General features: G+C 62.7%; 16 protein-coding genes. 6 read left to right on the top strand and 10 right to left on the bottom strand.

Annotation, left to right across the window (positions count from 1 at the left end):
- Window positions 1–9 precede the first annotated feature (9 nt).
- The gene (gene truA, locus FHS49_RS16895) at window positions 10–753 is read right to left on the bottom strand and encodes a tRNA pseudouridine(38-40) synthase TruA (RefSeq protein WP_184020802.1); all 744 of its coding nucleotides are present in this window, start codon (window positions 751–753) and stop codon (window positions 10–12) included.
- Window positions 750–1,655: a methionyl-tRNA formyltransferase gene (fmt, locus tag FHS49_RS16890; RefSeq protein ID WP_184020800.1), complete on the bottom strand. Its 906-nt coding sequence runs from the start codon at window positions 1,653–1,655 to the stop codon at window positions 750–752. The genes truA and fmt overlap by 4 nt, the downstream gene beginning before the upstream one ends.
- A gap of 177 nt (window positions 1,656–1,832) precedes the next feature.
- Between fmt and recR the strand changes: the two genes are divergently transcribed.
- The 3 genes from recR to FHS49_RS16875 all read left to right on the top strand — a co-directional run bounded on the left by recR (window position 1,833) and on the right by FHS49_RS16875 (window position 4,463).
- Entirely contained in the window at window positions 1,833–2,429 is a 597-nt protein-coding gene (recR, locus tag FHS49_RS16885; RefSeq protein ID WP_184020798.1) for a recombination mediator RecR, read from the top strand.
- Window positions 2,430–2,460: 31 nt separating this feature from the next.
- Window positions 2,461–2,997, top strand: a complete 537-nt coding sequence (gene def, locus FHS49_RS16880) for a peptide deformylase (protein WP_184020796.1) — start codon at window positions 2,461–2,463, stop codon at window positions 2,995–2,997.
- An 86-nt stretch (window positions 2,998–3,083) separates the two neighbouring features.
- Window positions 3,084–4,463 (top strand): DNA recombination protein RmuC, encoded by a 1,380-nt coding sequence (locus FHS49_RS16875; RefSeq protein WP_184021254.1) that lies wholly within the window; start codon window positions 3,084–3,086, stop codon window positions 4,461–4,463.
- Window positions 4,464–4,717: 254 nt separating this feature from the next.
- Here the strand turns inward: FHS49_RS16875 and FHS49_RS16870 are convergent, their stop codons facing one another.
- The 8 genes from FHS49_RS16870 to FHS49_RS16835 form a co-directional block, all read right to left on the bottom strand.
- Window positions 4,718–5,173, bottom strand: coding sequence for an META domain-containing protein (locus FHS49_RS16870; RefSeq protein ID WP_184020794.1), 456 nt, complete (start codon window positions 5,171–5,173; stop codon window positions 4,718–4,720).
- A gap of 39 nt (window positions 5,174–5,212) precedes the next feature.
- On the bottom strand, window positions 5,213–6,016 hold the full coding sequence (locus tag FHS49_RS16865; RefSeq protein ID WP_184020793.1) for a TrmH family RNA methyltransferase: 804 nt from the start codon (window positions 6,014–6,016) through the stop codon (window positions 5,213–5,215).
- Between the two features lie 149 nt (window positions 6,017–6,165).
- Complete coding sequence (locus FHS49_RS16860) at window positions 6,166–6,438, bottom strand: HPr family phosphocarrier protein (RefSeq protein ID WP_184020791.1); 273 nt, start codon at window positions 6,436–6,438, stop codon at window positions 6,166–6,168.
- On the bottom strand, window positions 6,435–6,839 hold the full coding sequence (locus tag FHS49_RS16855) for a PTS sugar transporter subunit IIA (protein ID WP_184020789.1): 405 nt from the start codon (window positions 6,837–6,839) through the stop codon (window positions 6,435–6,437). Before FHS49_RS16855 ends, FHS49_RS16860 begins: the two co-directional genes overlap by 4 nt.
- A 21-nt stretch (window positions 6,840–6,860) precedes the next feature.
- Window positions 6,861–7,781, bottom strand: a complete 921-nt coding sequence (gene rapZ / locus FHS49_RS16850; protein WP_184020787.1) for an RNase adapter RapZ — start codon at window positions 7,779–7,781, stop codon at window positions 6,861–6,863.
- A complete protein-coding gene (locus FHS49_RS16845) occupies window positions 7,778–8,188 on the bottom strand; it encodes an HPr kinase/phosphorylase (protein WP_184021250.1) in 411 nt (136 codons plus the stop codon). Before FHS49_RS16845 ends, rapZ begins: the two co-directional genes overlap by 4 nt.
- Window positions 8,189–8,209: 21 nt before the next feature.
- Window positions 8,210–9,784: a stimulus-sensing domain-containing protein gene (locus tag FHS49_RS16840; protein WP_184020785.1), complete on the bottom strand. Its 1,575-nt coding sequence runs from the start codon at window positions 9,782–9,784 to the stop codon at window positions 8,210–8,212.
- On the bottom strand, window positions 9,759–10,463 hold the full coding sequence (locus FHS49_RS16835; protein ID WP_184020783.1) for a response regulator transcription factor: 705 nt from the start codon (window positions 10,461–10,463) through the stop codon (window positions 9,759–9,761). Before FHS49_RS16835 ends, FHS49_RS16840 begins: the two co-directional genes overlap by 26 nt.
- A 195-nt stretch (window positions 10,464–10,658) precedes the next feature.
- Here FHS49_RS16835 and FHS49_RS16830 point away from each other — a divergent pair, with 195 nt between their 5' ends.
- The 3 genes from FHS49_RS16830 to FHS49_RS16820 all read left to right on the top strand — a co-directional run bounded on the left by FHS49_RS16830 (window position 10,659) and on the right by FHS49_RS16820 (window position 13,804).
- Entirely contained in the window at window positions 10,659–12,257 is a 1,599-nt protein-coding gene (locus tag FHS49_RS16830) for a phosphoenolpyruvate carboxykinase (RefSeq protein WP_184020781.1), read from the top strand.
- 46 nt (window positions 12,258–12,303) lie between these two features.
- Window positions 12,304–12,573: a hypothetical protein gene (locus FHS49_RS19910; RefSeq protein ID WP_343053006.1), complete on the top strand. Its 270-nt coding sequence runs from the start codon at window positions 12,304–12,306 to the stop codon at window positions 12,571–12,573.
- Between the two features lie 436 nt (window positions 12,574–13,009).
- A complete protein-coding gene (locus FHS49_RS16820; RefSeq protein ID WP_425502707.1) occupies window positions 13,010–13,804 on the top strand; it encodes a ferredoxin--NADP reductase in 795 nt (264 codons plus the stop codon).

Here is a 13,804-nt window from a genome sequence, read left to right as displayed (position 1 = left end):
CGGGTGGTATCAATCCGGATAGACAGCCCGTGCGAAATACAGCCCGTCCGGCGGGGCGTTGAAGCCCAGGGCCGCACGGTCCCGGGCCTCCAGCGCATCCTCAAGATCATCCGCGCTCCATTTGCCTTCGCCGACCAGCGCCAGGCAACCGACCATCGAACGCACCTGATGATGCAGGAATGACCGCGCCGCGGCGTGGATCTCGATCCGATCGCCGCTGCGGACCACATCCAGCCGGTCGAGTGTCTTGACCGGGCTGGCGGACTGGCAATGGGCGGAGCGAAAGGTGGTGAAATCATGCAGACCCACCAGCACCGCGGCCGCGTCGTGCATGGCGTCGGCATCCAGTTCGGCCGGAATCCGCCAGGCGCGACCGGCCTCCAGCGTCAGCGGCGCGCGGCGGTTGACGATGCGATAGAGATAGCGGCGGCCGATGCAGGAAAAGCGCGCGTGCCAGTCATCCGGCACGATCTCGCACGCCAGGATGGCCACCGGATGGGGACGGACGCAGGCGTTCAATGCCTCCATCAGGCGGAAGGGCGTCAGCGACTTTTCAATGTCCAGATGGGCGCGCATCGCGAGGCCGTGGACGCCTGCGTCGGTGCGCCCGGCGGCGTTGACGATCACATCTTCGCCCGTGACCAATTTGGCGGCGGTCTCGATTGCCTGCTGCACGCTCGGCCCATGCGCCTGCCGCTGCCATCCCATGAAGGGGCGGCCGTCAAATTCCACGGTGAGCGCAAAGCGGGTCATGCGAGGCGGGTGCCGGCGGGAATGGCGTAGCCGCGCAGGAGATCGGCGACGGGCATCGCGCCCTTGCCGGCGCGCTGAACCAGCGTGGGGCGGAGGAGGCCGACACCGCAGGCAATGCCCAGGTGATTGTCGACCACCGTGCCGGCATCGCCCGATCCGGTTTCGACATCGGCGGCAAGGATGCGGATACGTTCGCCATTCAGTTCGAAAAACGCACCCGGTGCCGGATTAAAGGCGCGCACCTGACGCTCTGCAGCCACGGCGTCTGCGGTAAAATCCAGCCGGGCCTCGGCCTTGTCGATCTTTGCGGCATAAGTGACGCCCGTTTCAGGTTGGGCGAGGGGTGGATAAGCAGAGAGATCGGCCAAAACCTGCACCATCAGCGCCGCACCCTTGGCGGCCAGTTCGGCCGTCAAAGCACCCGCCGTCTTGCCGTCCACATCGGTTTCAACCGTCGCCAGCATCGGCCCTGTATCCAGTCCGGCCTCCATCCCCATGATCGTGACGCCGGTTCTGGCGTCGCCCGCCAGTATCGCGCGGTGGATCGGCGCGGCACCCCGCCAGCGCGGCAGGAGCGAGGCGTGCACATTGAGGCAACCCTGCATTGGCGCAGCGAGGATCGCGCGTGGCAGAATGAGACCATAAGCCGCTACAATGGCAACATCGAGAGCGAGCGCCGCGAATTTATCCTGCTCTTCCGGCGACTTGAGAGAGGCCGGCGTCATGACGGCAATCCCCAGCGCGTCGGCGCGGGCATGGACGGGCGAGGGTCGCAACGCCTTGCCACGGCCTGCAGGGCGAGGCGGCTGACTGTAAACCGCCGCGACCTCATGGCCCGCCGCCACGAGAGCGTCGAGCGTGGGGACGGCGAAATCAGGGGTTCCCATGAAGGCAATGCGCATGGCGGCTCTCTCGGCTGCTTGGCCGTGGAGATCAAGTCCTTCGCCTCTCATCTGTCAGTCCCGCGCACGCGGGAATCCAGCTTTTCCTTGCATCATCCGAAGAAGAAGCGGGATTGGCTGCGCCGTACTAGCGTTTCCCGCTTTCGCGGGAATGACAGGGTGCTTATGTGACGAGCTATGGCATCGCACGAAATCGAAACCCTCACACAGGCGCTGGCACGGCTTCCGGGTCTTGGCCCGCGATCCGCACGGCGGGCCGTGTTGCATCTGTTGAAGAAGAGGGAAGGGGCGATGGGGCCGCTGCTGCGCGCGCTCGAAGCCGTCAATGAGCGGCTCGAATCCTGCGCGATCTGCGGCAATGTCGATACCATCAACCCGTGCGGCATCTGTGTCGATCCGCGCCGCGACGCGCGGGCGTTGTGCGTGGTGGAGGAGGTGTCCGACCTTTGGGCGCTGGATCGGTCCCGGCTTTTCCCCGGAAAATTCCATGTGCTGGGCGGGCGGCTTTCAGCGCTTGAGGGCATACGGCCCGAAGATCTGGGAATCGATACGCTCGTTCGCCGGATCGAGGTGGGCGGCATTGACGAGGTGGTGCTCGCGATGAACGCCACGCTGGAGGGGCAGACCACCGCGCATTATATCGCCGAGCGGATCGAGCGTTTCCCGGTGCGGATCACGCAATTAGCGCACGGCCTTCCCGTAGGCGGCGAGCTGGATTATCTCGATGAGGGCACGCTGGCGCAGGCGCTGCGCGCACGCCGCCCCGTATCTTGAAAAATCGGCCGGCCGGCGTTAATTAGGGTGCATGGCCATCCTTCCCATTATCGAAACGCCGGATCCCCGGCTCCGCGTGATATCCACCCCCGTCGATAAGGTGGACGATGATCTGCGCAAGCTGATCGATGACATGTTCGATACCATGTATGACGCACCGGGCATTGGTCTCGCGGCGATCCAGGTGGGCGTGGCCAAGCGCGTACTGGTGATCGATCTGCAGGAGCCGGAAGAGGAAGACGGCCCCGTGGTGCGCAAGCCGCTGGTGTTCATCAACCCGGAAATCCTCGATCCTTCCGACGAGATGACAGTCTATAGCGAGGGCTGTCTTTCGGTTCCCGATCAATATGCCGATGTGGAGCGCCCCGCCGCTTTCACCGCGCGCTGGCTGGACTATGACGGCAAGCCGCATGAGGAACGGATCGACGGAATGCTGGCGACCTGCCTCCAGCATGAGATGGATCATCTGGAGGGCATTCTCTTCATCGATCATCTGTCGCGCCTGAAGAAGGACATGATCCTGAAAAAGATCGCCAAGATGCACAAGGAACGCGCGCGCGCGGCATGAGGGGGCGTCTTGCCCCATAACGTGCCTTGCCAAAGCGACGCCGAGTGGGCAAAAGTTCCCCGAATGTTCCGTTTGGGAGAGCCGCTATCGAACCGTCCGTCCTCATCATCCTGATCCTTGCGCTTCTGGGCGGAATCGGGCTCGGCTGGTTTCTCGGTGGACGCGGGGCCGCCGCAGCACGCGCCGAGCGTGATCAGCAATTGGACCGGTTTCGCCAGGCCATCAGCGATCTGGCCATGATGGAGGAGCGCGCGCGCGACGTGCCGGCGTTGCGCGAATCGCTGGCCAGCCTTGGGGCGGAGGCTGCGGGTCTGCGCGCAGAATTGGAAACGCGGGAGCGCGGGTTTCAGGAACAGATCAAGGCGCTGGTGGAGGCCAAGGAATCGCTCTCGTCGCAATTCACCGCGGTGGGCGCGAAGATTTTGGAGGATGCGCAAAAGCAGTTTCTGGAACGCGCCGACGCGCGGTTCAAGCAATCGGAGGAGACTGCGGGGCAGGGGCTGAAGGCCTTGCTCCAGCCCGTGACCGAACGGCTCGAACGCTATGAAAAAGGCGTGGAAAAGGTGGAGGAAGCGCGCCGCGATGCCTTTGGTGAATTGAAGGGTCAGATCGAGCAGATGCGGATCGGCCAGGAGAAGGTGAGCAGCGAAGCCGCCAAGCTCGTCAATTCGCTGCGCAATGCGCCCAAATCGCGCGGCCGCTGGGGTGAGCAGCAGTTGAAGAACGTGCTGGAAACCTGTGGCCTGTCCGAACATGCGGATTTCCAGACCGAAGTGAGCGTGGAAGGCGAGGAGGGCCGGTTGCGGCCGGATGCGATCGTTCGCGTTCCCGGCGGGCGCGCGCTGGTGATCGACGCCAAAGTGTCGCTCAACGCCTATCAGGATGCCTTTGGCGCGGTTGAGGAAGCTGAGCGCAACATCGGGCTGGGCCGTCATGCCGCCGCGATGCGCGCGCATGTGAATGCGCTGGGCAATAAAGCCTATTGGAGCCAGTTCGCGGATGCCCCTGATTATGTGATCATGTTCGTGCCGGGCGAACATTTTCTGTCCGCCGCGCTTGAACATGATCCGACGCTCTGGGATTTCGCATTCGAAAAGCGCGTGTTGCTGGCGACTCCGACCAATCTCATCGCCATTGCGCGCACCGTCTCGGCGGTGTGGCGGCAGGAGAAACTGGCGAAAGAGGCCCGGCAGATCGGCGAATTGGGCAAGGAATTGTATGATCGTCTGGCCAAGGTGGGCGAGGATCTGGGTCGGGTGGGCTCAGGCCTGAACAGCGCCGTCTCCCATTTCAACAAGGCGACCACCAGCTTCAACGGGCGCCTGGTGTCCACCGGGCGCAAGTTTCGCGATTTGAATATCGAAACGGGCGCGCGCGCGCTGGATGATGTGTCGCCGGTGGAGACTTTGGCAAGGCTGGGCGACGCACCGGCTTTGTTGGAAACGCGCGACGAGGCGGCGGAATAAAAGGATTTCAAAAAAATCCGCGCATGTCGAGCGAAGTCGAGACACGCACTTTGCAGATGACACATCCCTCGACTACGCGCGGGACAGACGGACTTATGCGCGATAACTTGAGGTCGATCCAACCTGTCATTGCGAGCGTAGCGAATCCATCCAGAGCGGTTATGCCACCTTGGATTGCCGCGTCGCTGCGCTCCTCGCTATGACGGAGCCAGGTAATGTCATCACGCTCTAATGAGCGGGATTTTAGCGCTGGTCTAACGGCTCAGCATCACCGTCTGGCCATTGGCCGCCGTGAGGATGAGAATCATGCCTTCATCGCGAAACGCCATGCCGAGCGTGCCGGTCAGCAGACCGAACAGCCGCGTCTCCTGCGCCATCACCGGGCCAGGGCAGGCCATCTTCGTTGCGGCGATCGGGCCGAAGGTGATGGCGGTTGCGTTCAGATCGTAGGTGCCGGAAAAGCGGTTGCAGCCGCTGCTGCCGGCGATACGCCCATCGGAGAAGGTCACCAGGGGCGGGGTGTCACCGACGATGGCGATGCCGCCCACGCTTTCGATCGACCATTGGGTGCCGTCGATCGAGACGGGCGAGGCACCGGGCAAGGTCACTGGCTCTTCAACGGGCGTGCGGGGCGGGGGACCATCACCTTGCGGAATGATCGTGCAGCCGGAGATCAGCGCTGCCAGCGCAAGCGGAGCCAGTTTTTTCATATCGGTTGAACAATGAAGCAGCGCAGAAGTTCCGCGCGGTCATGCGCGGCGATGCTGGTTCAATATCTCATAGGCCATCACGGCGGTGGCCACCGCGGCGTTGAGGCTATCCGCCTTCCCGCGCATCGGCATCTTCACCAGCAAATCGCATTCGGCTTCATATTCGGGCGGCAACCCGCGCGCTTCATTGCCGACCATGATGAAGGCCGGGCGATCATAGACCGGTGTCTGATAATCCGTGTCGGTATTGAGGCTGGTGCCGATCAACTGCCCAGGGCCTTCGCGCAGCCAGGGGACGAAATCCTCCCAGCGCGTTTGCACGATGCTCTGCGTGAAGAGCGCGCCCATGCTGGCGCGCACCGCCTCCACCGAAAATGGATCGACGCAATCGTCGATCAGGATCAGTCCGCCCGCGCCCACGGCATCGCCGGTGCGCAGGATGGTGCCGAGGTTGCCGGGATCGCGCAAGGATTGCGCCACGATCCAGATGTCCGCAAGGCTGCGGTCGATCGCCTTGAGCGGTGTCAGCCGTTCAGCATAGACGCCGATCACGGTCTGCGGATTATCCTTGCCCGAAAGCTTGTGCAGGATGTCGGGAATCGTCTCGATCACATCACCACCCATATCCTCCACCGCCGCGGTGAGGCGCTGGACGATCGGATGTTCGGCCGAGGCCTTGGCATAGAACAGGATTTCCGGCAGATGCCCGACCTCTTCCGCCTCGGTCAGGATGCGCAGTCCTTCGGCGAGGAACAGCCCCTCGCGTCGGCGGTGCTTCTTGTCCCGCAGCGAGCGGACGCGCTTGACCGTCTCGTTGGAAAAAGCGGTAATTTCACGGGGCATGATGTGCCTTCCTCCCCTCGTCATTCCCGCGAAAGCGGGAATCCAGCTTCTTCGTCTGGAAACGAACGGGGTAAGCAGAAGAAGCGGGATTCCCGCTTTCGCGGGGATGACACAAGGGTGCGGGCGGGCGGATCAAGCGCAGGTGCGCCTCATTCCTCGCCGAACTTGGATTCGACCAGTTCCGCCAGCAATTGCACGGCTTTCTCCGCGCCGTCGCCCGTGGCGCTGATGGTCACGCTGTCGCCCATGGCGGCACCCAGCATCATCAGGCCCATGATCGATGTGCCGGTGACGGGCTGGCCGTCTTTCGCCACTTCGACATTGGCGCTCTGCTGACTGGCGAGCGTGACGAATTTGGCGCTGGCGCGCGCGTGCAGGCCGCGCTTGTTGGTGATCAGCACCGTGCGGGTGGGGTTGTTCATACCGATTCTCCCAGCACCTCGGACGCGACCGAAATATATTTGCGCCCCGCCTCGCGCGCGGCGGCGACGGCTTCCTTCACGGCCATGGCGCGGCGCGCGCCTTCCAGCCGGATCAGCATGGGCAGATTGACGCCGGCGATCACCTCGATCTTGCCCGGCTGCATCAGCGAGATGGCGAGATTCGAAGGCGTGCCGCCGAACAGATCGGTCAGCAGGATCACCCCCTTGCCGGTGTCCACTGCCGCGATGGCGGCGGCGATATCCTTGCGGCGCAGGTCCATATCGTCCTCGGGGCCGATACAGATCGCCTCGATCGCGGTTTGAGGGCCAACGACATGTTCCATGGCGACCACGAATTCCTTGGCCAGCAGGCCATGGGTCACCAATACCAATCCGATCATGAAGTCATCCGTAATTGCATGTCACACAGGTCCGACAGGAGCCCCCTCCATCGCGTCCAGCGGAGTCGAGGCCAGATCGCGGTGCGCGACCGTGGGCGAAAATGCTGCGTCGCGCAACCGCCCAGCGATCGTTTCCGCCACATGAACTGAGCGATGTCGCCCCCCGGTGCAGCCAAAGGCAATGGTTATATAGGATTTTCCCTCATGCCGGTAACGTGGCAGAAGCAAAAGAAGCAGCGATTCAATCTGGGACAGCGCCTGATCATAAGCCGGATCTTCGGCCACATAGGCGCCGACCGCGGGATCAAGCCCGGTCAAAGGGCGCAACAGCCGGTCCCAATGCGGATTGCGCAGGAAGCGCATGTCCAGCACCAGATCGGCGTTGCGCGGCACGCCGCGGGAATAGCCGAATGACATCACGGTCAGCGTCGGTTCCTCCGCCTTGGTTTCTCCAAAACGCGCGCGGATACGCTGCTGAAGCTCGTTGGTGCCGGTTTCGGTGGTGTCGATGATATGCTCGGCCCAATGGCGCAACGGGCCAAGCAATTCGCGTTCCCGTGCGATGCCGTCTGATACCGGGCGATCAAGCGCCATGGGATGGCGGCGGCGGGTCTGCGAAAAGCGCCGCTCCAGTTCGGCTCCGGTGCAATCGAGAAACACCGTTTCGACATCAAAGCCATGCAATTCGCGGAGCTGCTTGATCCGCATGATGATCCGATCGGCGTCGAAGCCGCGGGTGCGGCTGTCGATGCCCAGCGCCAGCGGACGATCATCCTCCAGCGCGCCTAAGGCTTGCGGCGCGGCTAGCAGACGATCGAGCAGGCCGAGCGGAAGATTTTCCACCGCTTCCCAGCCCATATCCTCCAGGCAGTTCATCACCGTGGATTTGCCAGCACCGGACATGCCCGTGACCAGCAAGATCCTTTTGGGCCGTGTGCTCATCGGCCGAGCACTGCGTTCAGCGCAATTTCCACCTTGATCGGGGCGGATGCTTCGAGACCATTGAGCGTGATGCAGGCGACCCCGATACCGGCAATCATCCGGATATCGTCTTCCCCCGGCATCCGGATCACGTCTTCCGACAATTGGACGAAGAGCGAAGCCGGCTGTGCATCGACAAAGGCCGTCTCGATGATCCCGATCCCGCGCACTTCGATCCGGCCCGCGATGTTCGGCGCGGCGCAGGCGATCAATCCTGCGCCGTCATTCTTCACCAGCGTATAATCATCGCTGACCAGCGTGGCCCCGCGATCGATCAGGCGCAGCGCGAGATCGGATTTTCCGCTGCCCGATGGGCCGGCGATCAGCACGGCATGGCCATGAATCGCCACAGTGGAGGCATGAAGCATTTCGGAAGACGGCACCGTCACTCAGGATATCTCCGCAACCGGAAGCGTGACGAGGAAACGCGCGCCCTGTTGAGACCCGGCGCGATCGTGCACTGTGATCGTGCCATTATGCCCGTCCACGATCGTTTTGGCTATGGAAAGACCAAGACCCGAGTGACGGCCGAACGCTTCGCCTTCCGGCCGGTCGCTGTGGAAGCGGCTGAAGATCGCCTCGCGCGCATGAACGGGGACGCCCGGCCCCTCATCCTCGACGGAGAGCAGCACCTTGTCTGCGTCGCGCGTCGCGTCCACCCGTACCAGTCCGCCGGGCGGCGAGAAGGACACGGCATTGTCCAAAAGATTTTCCACCACGCGCACGAGCTTGGCGGGATCGCCCATCACCACGGCGGTGCTCTTGCGCGGCCGGGCGAAGGCGATGCGGGTTTCGCTTGCCGGCGCGCGGGCTTCGCGTACCTTGAGCATATCCTCGATCATCCGGCCGAGATCGACCGGCTCAAACGCGGCGCGCGAAAGCTGCGCGTCCAGGCGCGACGCATCGGCCACGTCGGTGATCAGCCGATCCAGCCGCAGGACATCATCGTTCACGATATCGAGCAATTGCTTCTGCAGCCCCGGATCCTTGACCATCTGCAGGCTTTCGACCGCCGAACGCAACGAGGCGAGCGGATTTTTCAGCTCATGCGTGACATCGGCGGCGAAGGCCTCGATCGCGTCGATCCGGCTGTTGAGCGCATGGCTCATATCCGAAAGCGCGCGCGCGAGCATCCCGATCTCGTCGCGACGAGAGGGCAGGCGGGGCACCTCGACATCGCGTGCGCGCCCCAGCCTGACCCGCACCGCCGCCCAGGCGAGGCGGCGCAGCGGCCGTACGATGGTGCGCGCGAGAAAAAGCGAGAGCAGGACCGAGACGATCGAAACCACCGCGATGACGATGCCCAGGCGAAAGCGCTCGGCGCGCACGATCCGCGTTATGTCGCGCGTGTTTTCCGTAAACAGCAACGCGCCACCCTTGGTGCCGCGCACCGGGATGGCCGCAGACAGCATCGGCGTGCGATCCGGCGCATAGCGCAACTCGGTCGTGGCCGTGCGGGTGGCGAGCGCGGCGCGTACTTCGGGCCAGTTGGTGGCGCGATCCACCGCGGGCTCGACATAAGCTTCGAGGCGCTTGGCGCTGACCACGGCATCGAGCGCGCGATCGAGGAAGCGCGCGACATGCCGCTGCCAGCGTTCGTCATCGGGATCACGCAGCGTATAATTGGGGCGGATGATCCGCCAGCTATCCGCCACCAACGCACCATCGGGCGCGTAGAGGCGCAACCGGCCTTCGCTTTCCTCGGCGAGCGATGCGATCAGCCGGTCCCGATCGCGTACGTCCGCCAGCGTGACTGCACGCGACATCAGCTCGATCTCGCGCGCCGCCTGGGCGCTGCGCTCGTCGATCAGGCGGGTGCGATAGCTGTCCAGATAGAAGAACCCGCCCGCCAGAAGCGCAAGCGCAAAGATATTGACCGCCAGAATGCGGCGCGTGAGCGACAGCCGGCCCGACCAGACGAGCGACAGATCGCTCTCGTCACTCCTCCGTAAATCGGTATCCACGGCCGTACAGCGTATCTATGGCGTCGAACTCCCCGTCCACCTGCCGGAATTTGCGGCGCAGGCGCTTGATGTGGCTGTCTATTGTGCGGTCATCCACATACATATCTTCCGTATAGGCGGCATCCATGAGCTGGTCGCGCGATTTGACGACGCCGGGTCGCCGCGCGAGCGATTCGAGGATCAGGAATTCAGTCACGGTAAGCGTCACATCCGCGCCGGCCCAGTGGACCCGGTGCTTGGCGGGGTCCATTTCGAGACGGCCACGGCTCAGCAGCTCGACCGGCTCCTCGCTTGCGCCCGCGGGCTGCGCCGCCAATTCGGTGCGGCGCAAAATGGCGCGGATCCGGGCGATCAGCAGGCGTTGGGAAAAGGGCTTGGCGATATAATCGTCCGCCCCCATGGCCAGGCCAAGCGCCTCGTCCAGCTCATCATCCTTGGACGTGAGAAATATCACGGGGACATGGCTCTTCTCGCGCAGGCGGCGAAGCAGCTCCAGCCCATCCATCCGCGGCATCTTGATATCGAACACGCACAGATCGGGCGGGTTTTCGCTGAGAGCCTTCAGGGCGTTTTCGCCGTCCGTATAGAGTCGCGTCGTGAAACCTTCGGCCTGGAGCGCGATCGACACCGAAGTCAGGATGTTGCGATCGTCATCGACGAGCGCGATCGTGGCGGACATGTGGACGGCTGCTCCCTTGCTCCCATTCGCTTAGAGCAAGCGCGCGTCACGGGCAATTCCAAGATCGGGATTTTTGACACCGGTGTCAGGTTTCCCGCGGTTTGACCAGTGGTCCAGCACGCGATATGCGCCGAGAAATTACGGGGACTACCGCCTGTTCAAAGCGGGTTCCAGCGCATCCAGGAGGATTTCAAAGTGGCAGACCGTGTACCCGGTTATTCCCTCGCCGATCAGGGCATTGCAACCCAGGCCGAGGTTCACTGGAATCTGCTGACCGCGCCGCTCGTGGAGCAGGCGCTGAGCCGCGGCGAAGGCATATTGGCGAAGGACGGCCCGCTGGTCGTGGCCACCGGCAAGCACACTGGTCGCTCCGCCAATGACAAGTTCATCGTGCGCGACGCCGAAACCGAAGACACCGTGTGGTGGGGCAAGACGAACAAGGGCATGACGCCTGCGCATTTCGCCGCGCTGAAGGAAGATTTCCTGAAGGCCGTTGGCGAGCGGAAGACGCTTTTCGTCCAGGATCTGTTCGGTGGATCTCAGCCCGAGCACCGTGTGAACGTGCGCGTGATCAACGAATTGGCCTGGCACAATCTGTTCATCAAAACGCTGCTGGTGCGCCCGGATGCGGCCGATCTGCCCGGCTTCGTACCGGAATTCACGATCATCGATCTTCCCAGCTTCCGCGCTGATCCGGAGCGTCACGGCTGCCGGAGCGAAACCGTGGTTGCGGTCAACTTCACCGAAAAGCTCATCCTGATCGGCGGCACGGCTTATGCCGGTGAGATGAAGAAATCCGTCTTCGGCATCCTGAACTACAAGCTGCCGGTGGAAGGCATTATGCCGATGCACTGCTCCGCCAATATCGGCGCAGACGGCAAGACGGCGATCTTCTTCGGGCTTTCGGGGACCGGCAAGACGACGCTTTCGGCAGACGCCTCGCGCACGCTTATCGGTGACGACGAACATGGCTGGTCCGATACGGCGGTCTTCAATTTCGAAGGCGGCTGTTATGCCAAGATGATCAATCTGTCGGCGGAGGCCGAACCCGAGATTTATGCCACGTCCAAGCGCTTCGGCACGGTGCTGGAAAATGTGGTGATTGATCCAGAGACGCGTGAACTGGACTTTGACGATAACAGCCTGGCCGAAAACAGCCGCGGCTCCTATCCGATCGAATTCATCCCCAATGCCTCTGAAGACAATATGGGGCCGGTTCCGGCGAATGTGATCATGCTGACCGCAGACGCCTATGGCGTGCTGCCCCCGATCGCGAAGCTGACGCCGGATCAGGCGATGTATCACTTCCTTTCGGGCTATACCGCGCGCGTCGCGGGCACCGAAATCGGCGTGACCGAGCCATCGGCCACCTTCTCCACCTGTTTCGGCGCGCCGTTCATGCCGCGCCACCCTTCGGTTTACGGCAATCTGCTCAAATCGCGCATCGCCAAGGGCGGCGTGGATTGCTGGCTGGTGAATACCGGCTGGACCGGCGGCCAATATGGCACCGGCAAAAGGATGCCGATCAAGGCAACCCGTGCCCTGCTGAACGCGGCGCTGGACGGTAGTTTGAACGATGCGGAATTCCGCACCGATCCCAATTTCGGCTTCAAGGTGCCGGTAAGCGTGGCGGGCGTGGACAGCGCGATCCTCGATCCCCGTTCCACCTGGGCGGACAAGGAAGGCTATGACGCCACCGCGCAAAAGCTGGTGAAGCAGTTTATCGACAATTTCGAGCAATTCGAAGAGCATGTTGATGAAGGCGTGCGCCAGGCTGCTCCGACAGCCGCCTGATACGGCCCGGTCAGATATCCGGGCCTTCTGAGAAGAAAGCCCGGATATGACCGATCACACACCAAGACTGTTCACCAGCGACGCCGCGATCCGCCATGTGGGGGAGGGGCTGATCCTGCAGACCCTGCCCAAGGCCGAATGGACGCATGAGGCCCATCTGGGCGCCTGTGCGTTCATCGTGCGCGAACGGCCTGATATCGCGCCAGAATGCGAGATGCGCGATATCATCAGCAGGTATAACGCCAGCGTGGGCGGCGTGAATGACGATATGCAGGGGTATCACGAGACCATCACGCGCGCTTCATCATCGCGGTAAGGCAGCATCTGGCGGAGCGCCCCGCCGACGAACCGCTGCGTGAAAGTGTCAACGCTCTGCTGCTGTCCGATCGCGGGCGGCGGGACTGGCCGTTGCGTTTTTATCGTCGAGACACGCTGCTTTCGGTAGCCGCGCGGAAGGATTTCATCGCCCCCGATCTCCAGCCTATGGCGGCGGCACCGGCTTGACGCTTGGTCATGGCTGCATTAATCGCATTATTGCGAACCATTCGCATAAGTGGCCATTTGGAGCGCGATTGGTGGCGGCAGGCACGAGAACTAGGGCGTATGATAGATGAAATTGCTTTCATGCACGGGTTTACGGCGCTAACCGCAATCGCGTTTAGGCTGGCCCAGGCTGGCTTGTTACCGGAAGCGCCTGTGCAACAGGGGCGTTCGGCAGGGAATAGTGAATAATGAGCGACAGGAATTCGGAAATGACGGCATTGGCGCCGTCCGCGGCGTTGACCGTGGAGGAAGTTCTCACGGTGAAGCATTGGAACGAACATCTGTTCAGTTTCACGATCACGCGGCCGCCCAGCTTCCGCTTCCGTTCGGGCGAATTCGTGATGATCGGCCTGCCCGGCGAGGGCCGTCCGTTGCTGCGCGCCTATTCGATCGCCAGCCCTTCCTATGCCGACGAGCTGGAATTCCTCTCGATCAAGGTGGAGGATGGTCCGCTGACATCCCGGCTCCAGAAGATCGAGCCGGGCGATCAGATCTTTCTCGGCCGCAAGCCCGTCGGCACGCTGGTGACCGATGCGCTGCTGCCGGGCGGGCGTCTCATCATGCTATCCACCGGAACCGGCCTGGCACCGTTCCTCAGCCTGATCCGCGATCCCGATGTGTATGATATGTATAGCCAGATCATCCTCGTGCATTGCGTGCGCCGCGTAAGCGATCTCGCGTTTCGCGACACGCTCGAGAGCCAGCTTGCCGGCGATCCGCTGGTGCAGGATCAGGCACTGCTCCAGTTCGAATATGTGCCCACCGTGACGCGCGAGCCCTTCCACACCACGGGGCGAATCGGTGATCTGATCGAAAACGGCAAATTGTTCGGCAGCCGGTCCACCGGCCCGCGCGCGCTCAGCCCGGAAACCGATCGCATCATGATGTGCGGATCGATGGCGATGATCAAGGATCTGGCCGCCGATCTGGATGCGCTGGGTTTTGAAGAAGGCTCCAACGCCAAGCCGGGCCATTATGTGATCGAACGCGCCTTCGTCGGGTGA

Origin of the sequence: Sphingobium boeckii, from assembly GCF_014199215.1 — a bacterium.
In the GTDB taxonomy this organism is placed as follows: domain Bacteria; phylum Pseudomonadota; class Alphaproteobacteria; order Sphingomonadales; family Sphingomonadaceae; genus Sphingobium_A; species Sphingobium_A boeckii.
The sequence above is the reverse complement of the archived record's forward strand: the minus strand, read 5'-3'. Positions and strand labels throughout refer to the sequence as shown.

Coding starts and splice junctions, on each gene's coding strand:
- truA (WP_184020802.1), bottom strand. CDS start 753: ATGACCCGCTTTGCGCTCACCGTGGAATTTGACGGCCGCCCCTTCATG.
- fmt (WP_184020800.1), bottom strand. CDS start 1,655: ATGCGCATTGCCTTCATGGGAACCCCTGATTTCGCCGTCCCCACGCTC.
- recR (WP_184020798.1), top strand. CDS start 1,833: ATGGCATCGCACGAAATCGAAACCCTCACACAGGCGCTGGCACGGCTT.
- def (WP_184020796.1), top strand. CDS start 2,461: ATGGCCATCCTTCCCATTATCGAAACGCCGGATCCCCGGCTCCGCGTG.
- FHS49_RS16870 (WP_184020794.1), bottom strand. CDS start 5,173: ATGAAAAAACTGGCTCCGCTTGCGCTGGCAGCGCTGATCTCCGGCTGC.
- FHS49_RS16865 (WP_184020793.1), bottom strand. CDS start 6,016: ATGCCCCGTGAAATTACCGCTTTTTCCAACGAGACGGTCAAGCGCGTC.
- FHS49_RS16860 (WP_184020791.1), bottom strand. CDS start 6,438: ATGAACAACCCCACCCGCACGGTGCTGATCACCAACAAGCGCGGCCTG.
- FHS49_RS16855 (WP_184020789.1), bottom strand. CDS start 6,839: ATGATCGGATTGGTATTGGTGACCCATGGCCTGCTGGCCAAGGAATTC.
- rapZ (WP_184020787.1), bottom strand. CDS start 7,781: ATGAGCACACGGCCCAAAAGGATCTTGCTGGTCACGGGCATGTCCGGT.
- FHS49_RS16845 (WP_184021250.1), bottom strand. CDS start 8,188: ATGCTTCATGCCTCCACTGTGGCGATTCATGGCCATGCCGTGCTGATC.
- FHS49_RS16835 (WP_184020783.1), bottom strand. CDS start 10,463: ATGTCCGCCACGATCGCGCTCGTCGATGACGATCGCAACATCCTGACT.
- FHS49_RS19910 (WP_343053006.1), top strand. CDS start 12,304: ATGACCGATCACACACCAAGACTGTTCACCAGCGACGCCGCGATCCGC.
- FHS49_RS16820 (WP_425502707.1), top strand. CDS start 13,010: ATGACGGCATTGGCGCCGTCCGCGGCGTTGACCGTGGAGGAAGTTCTC.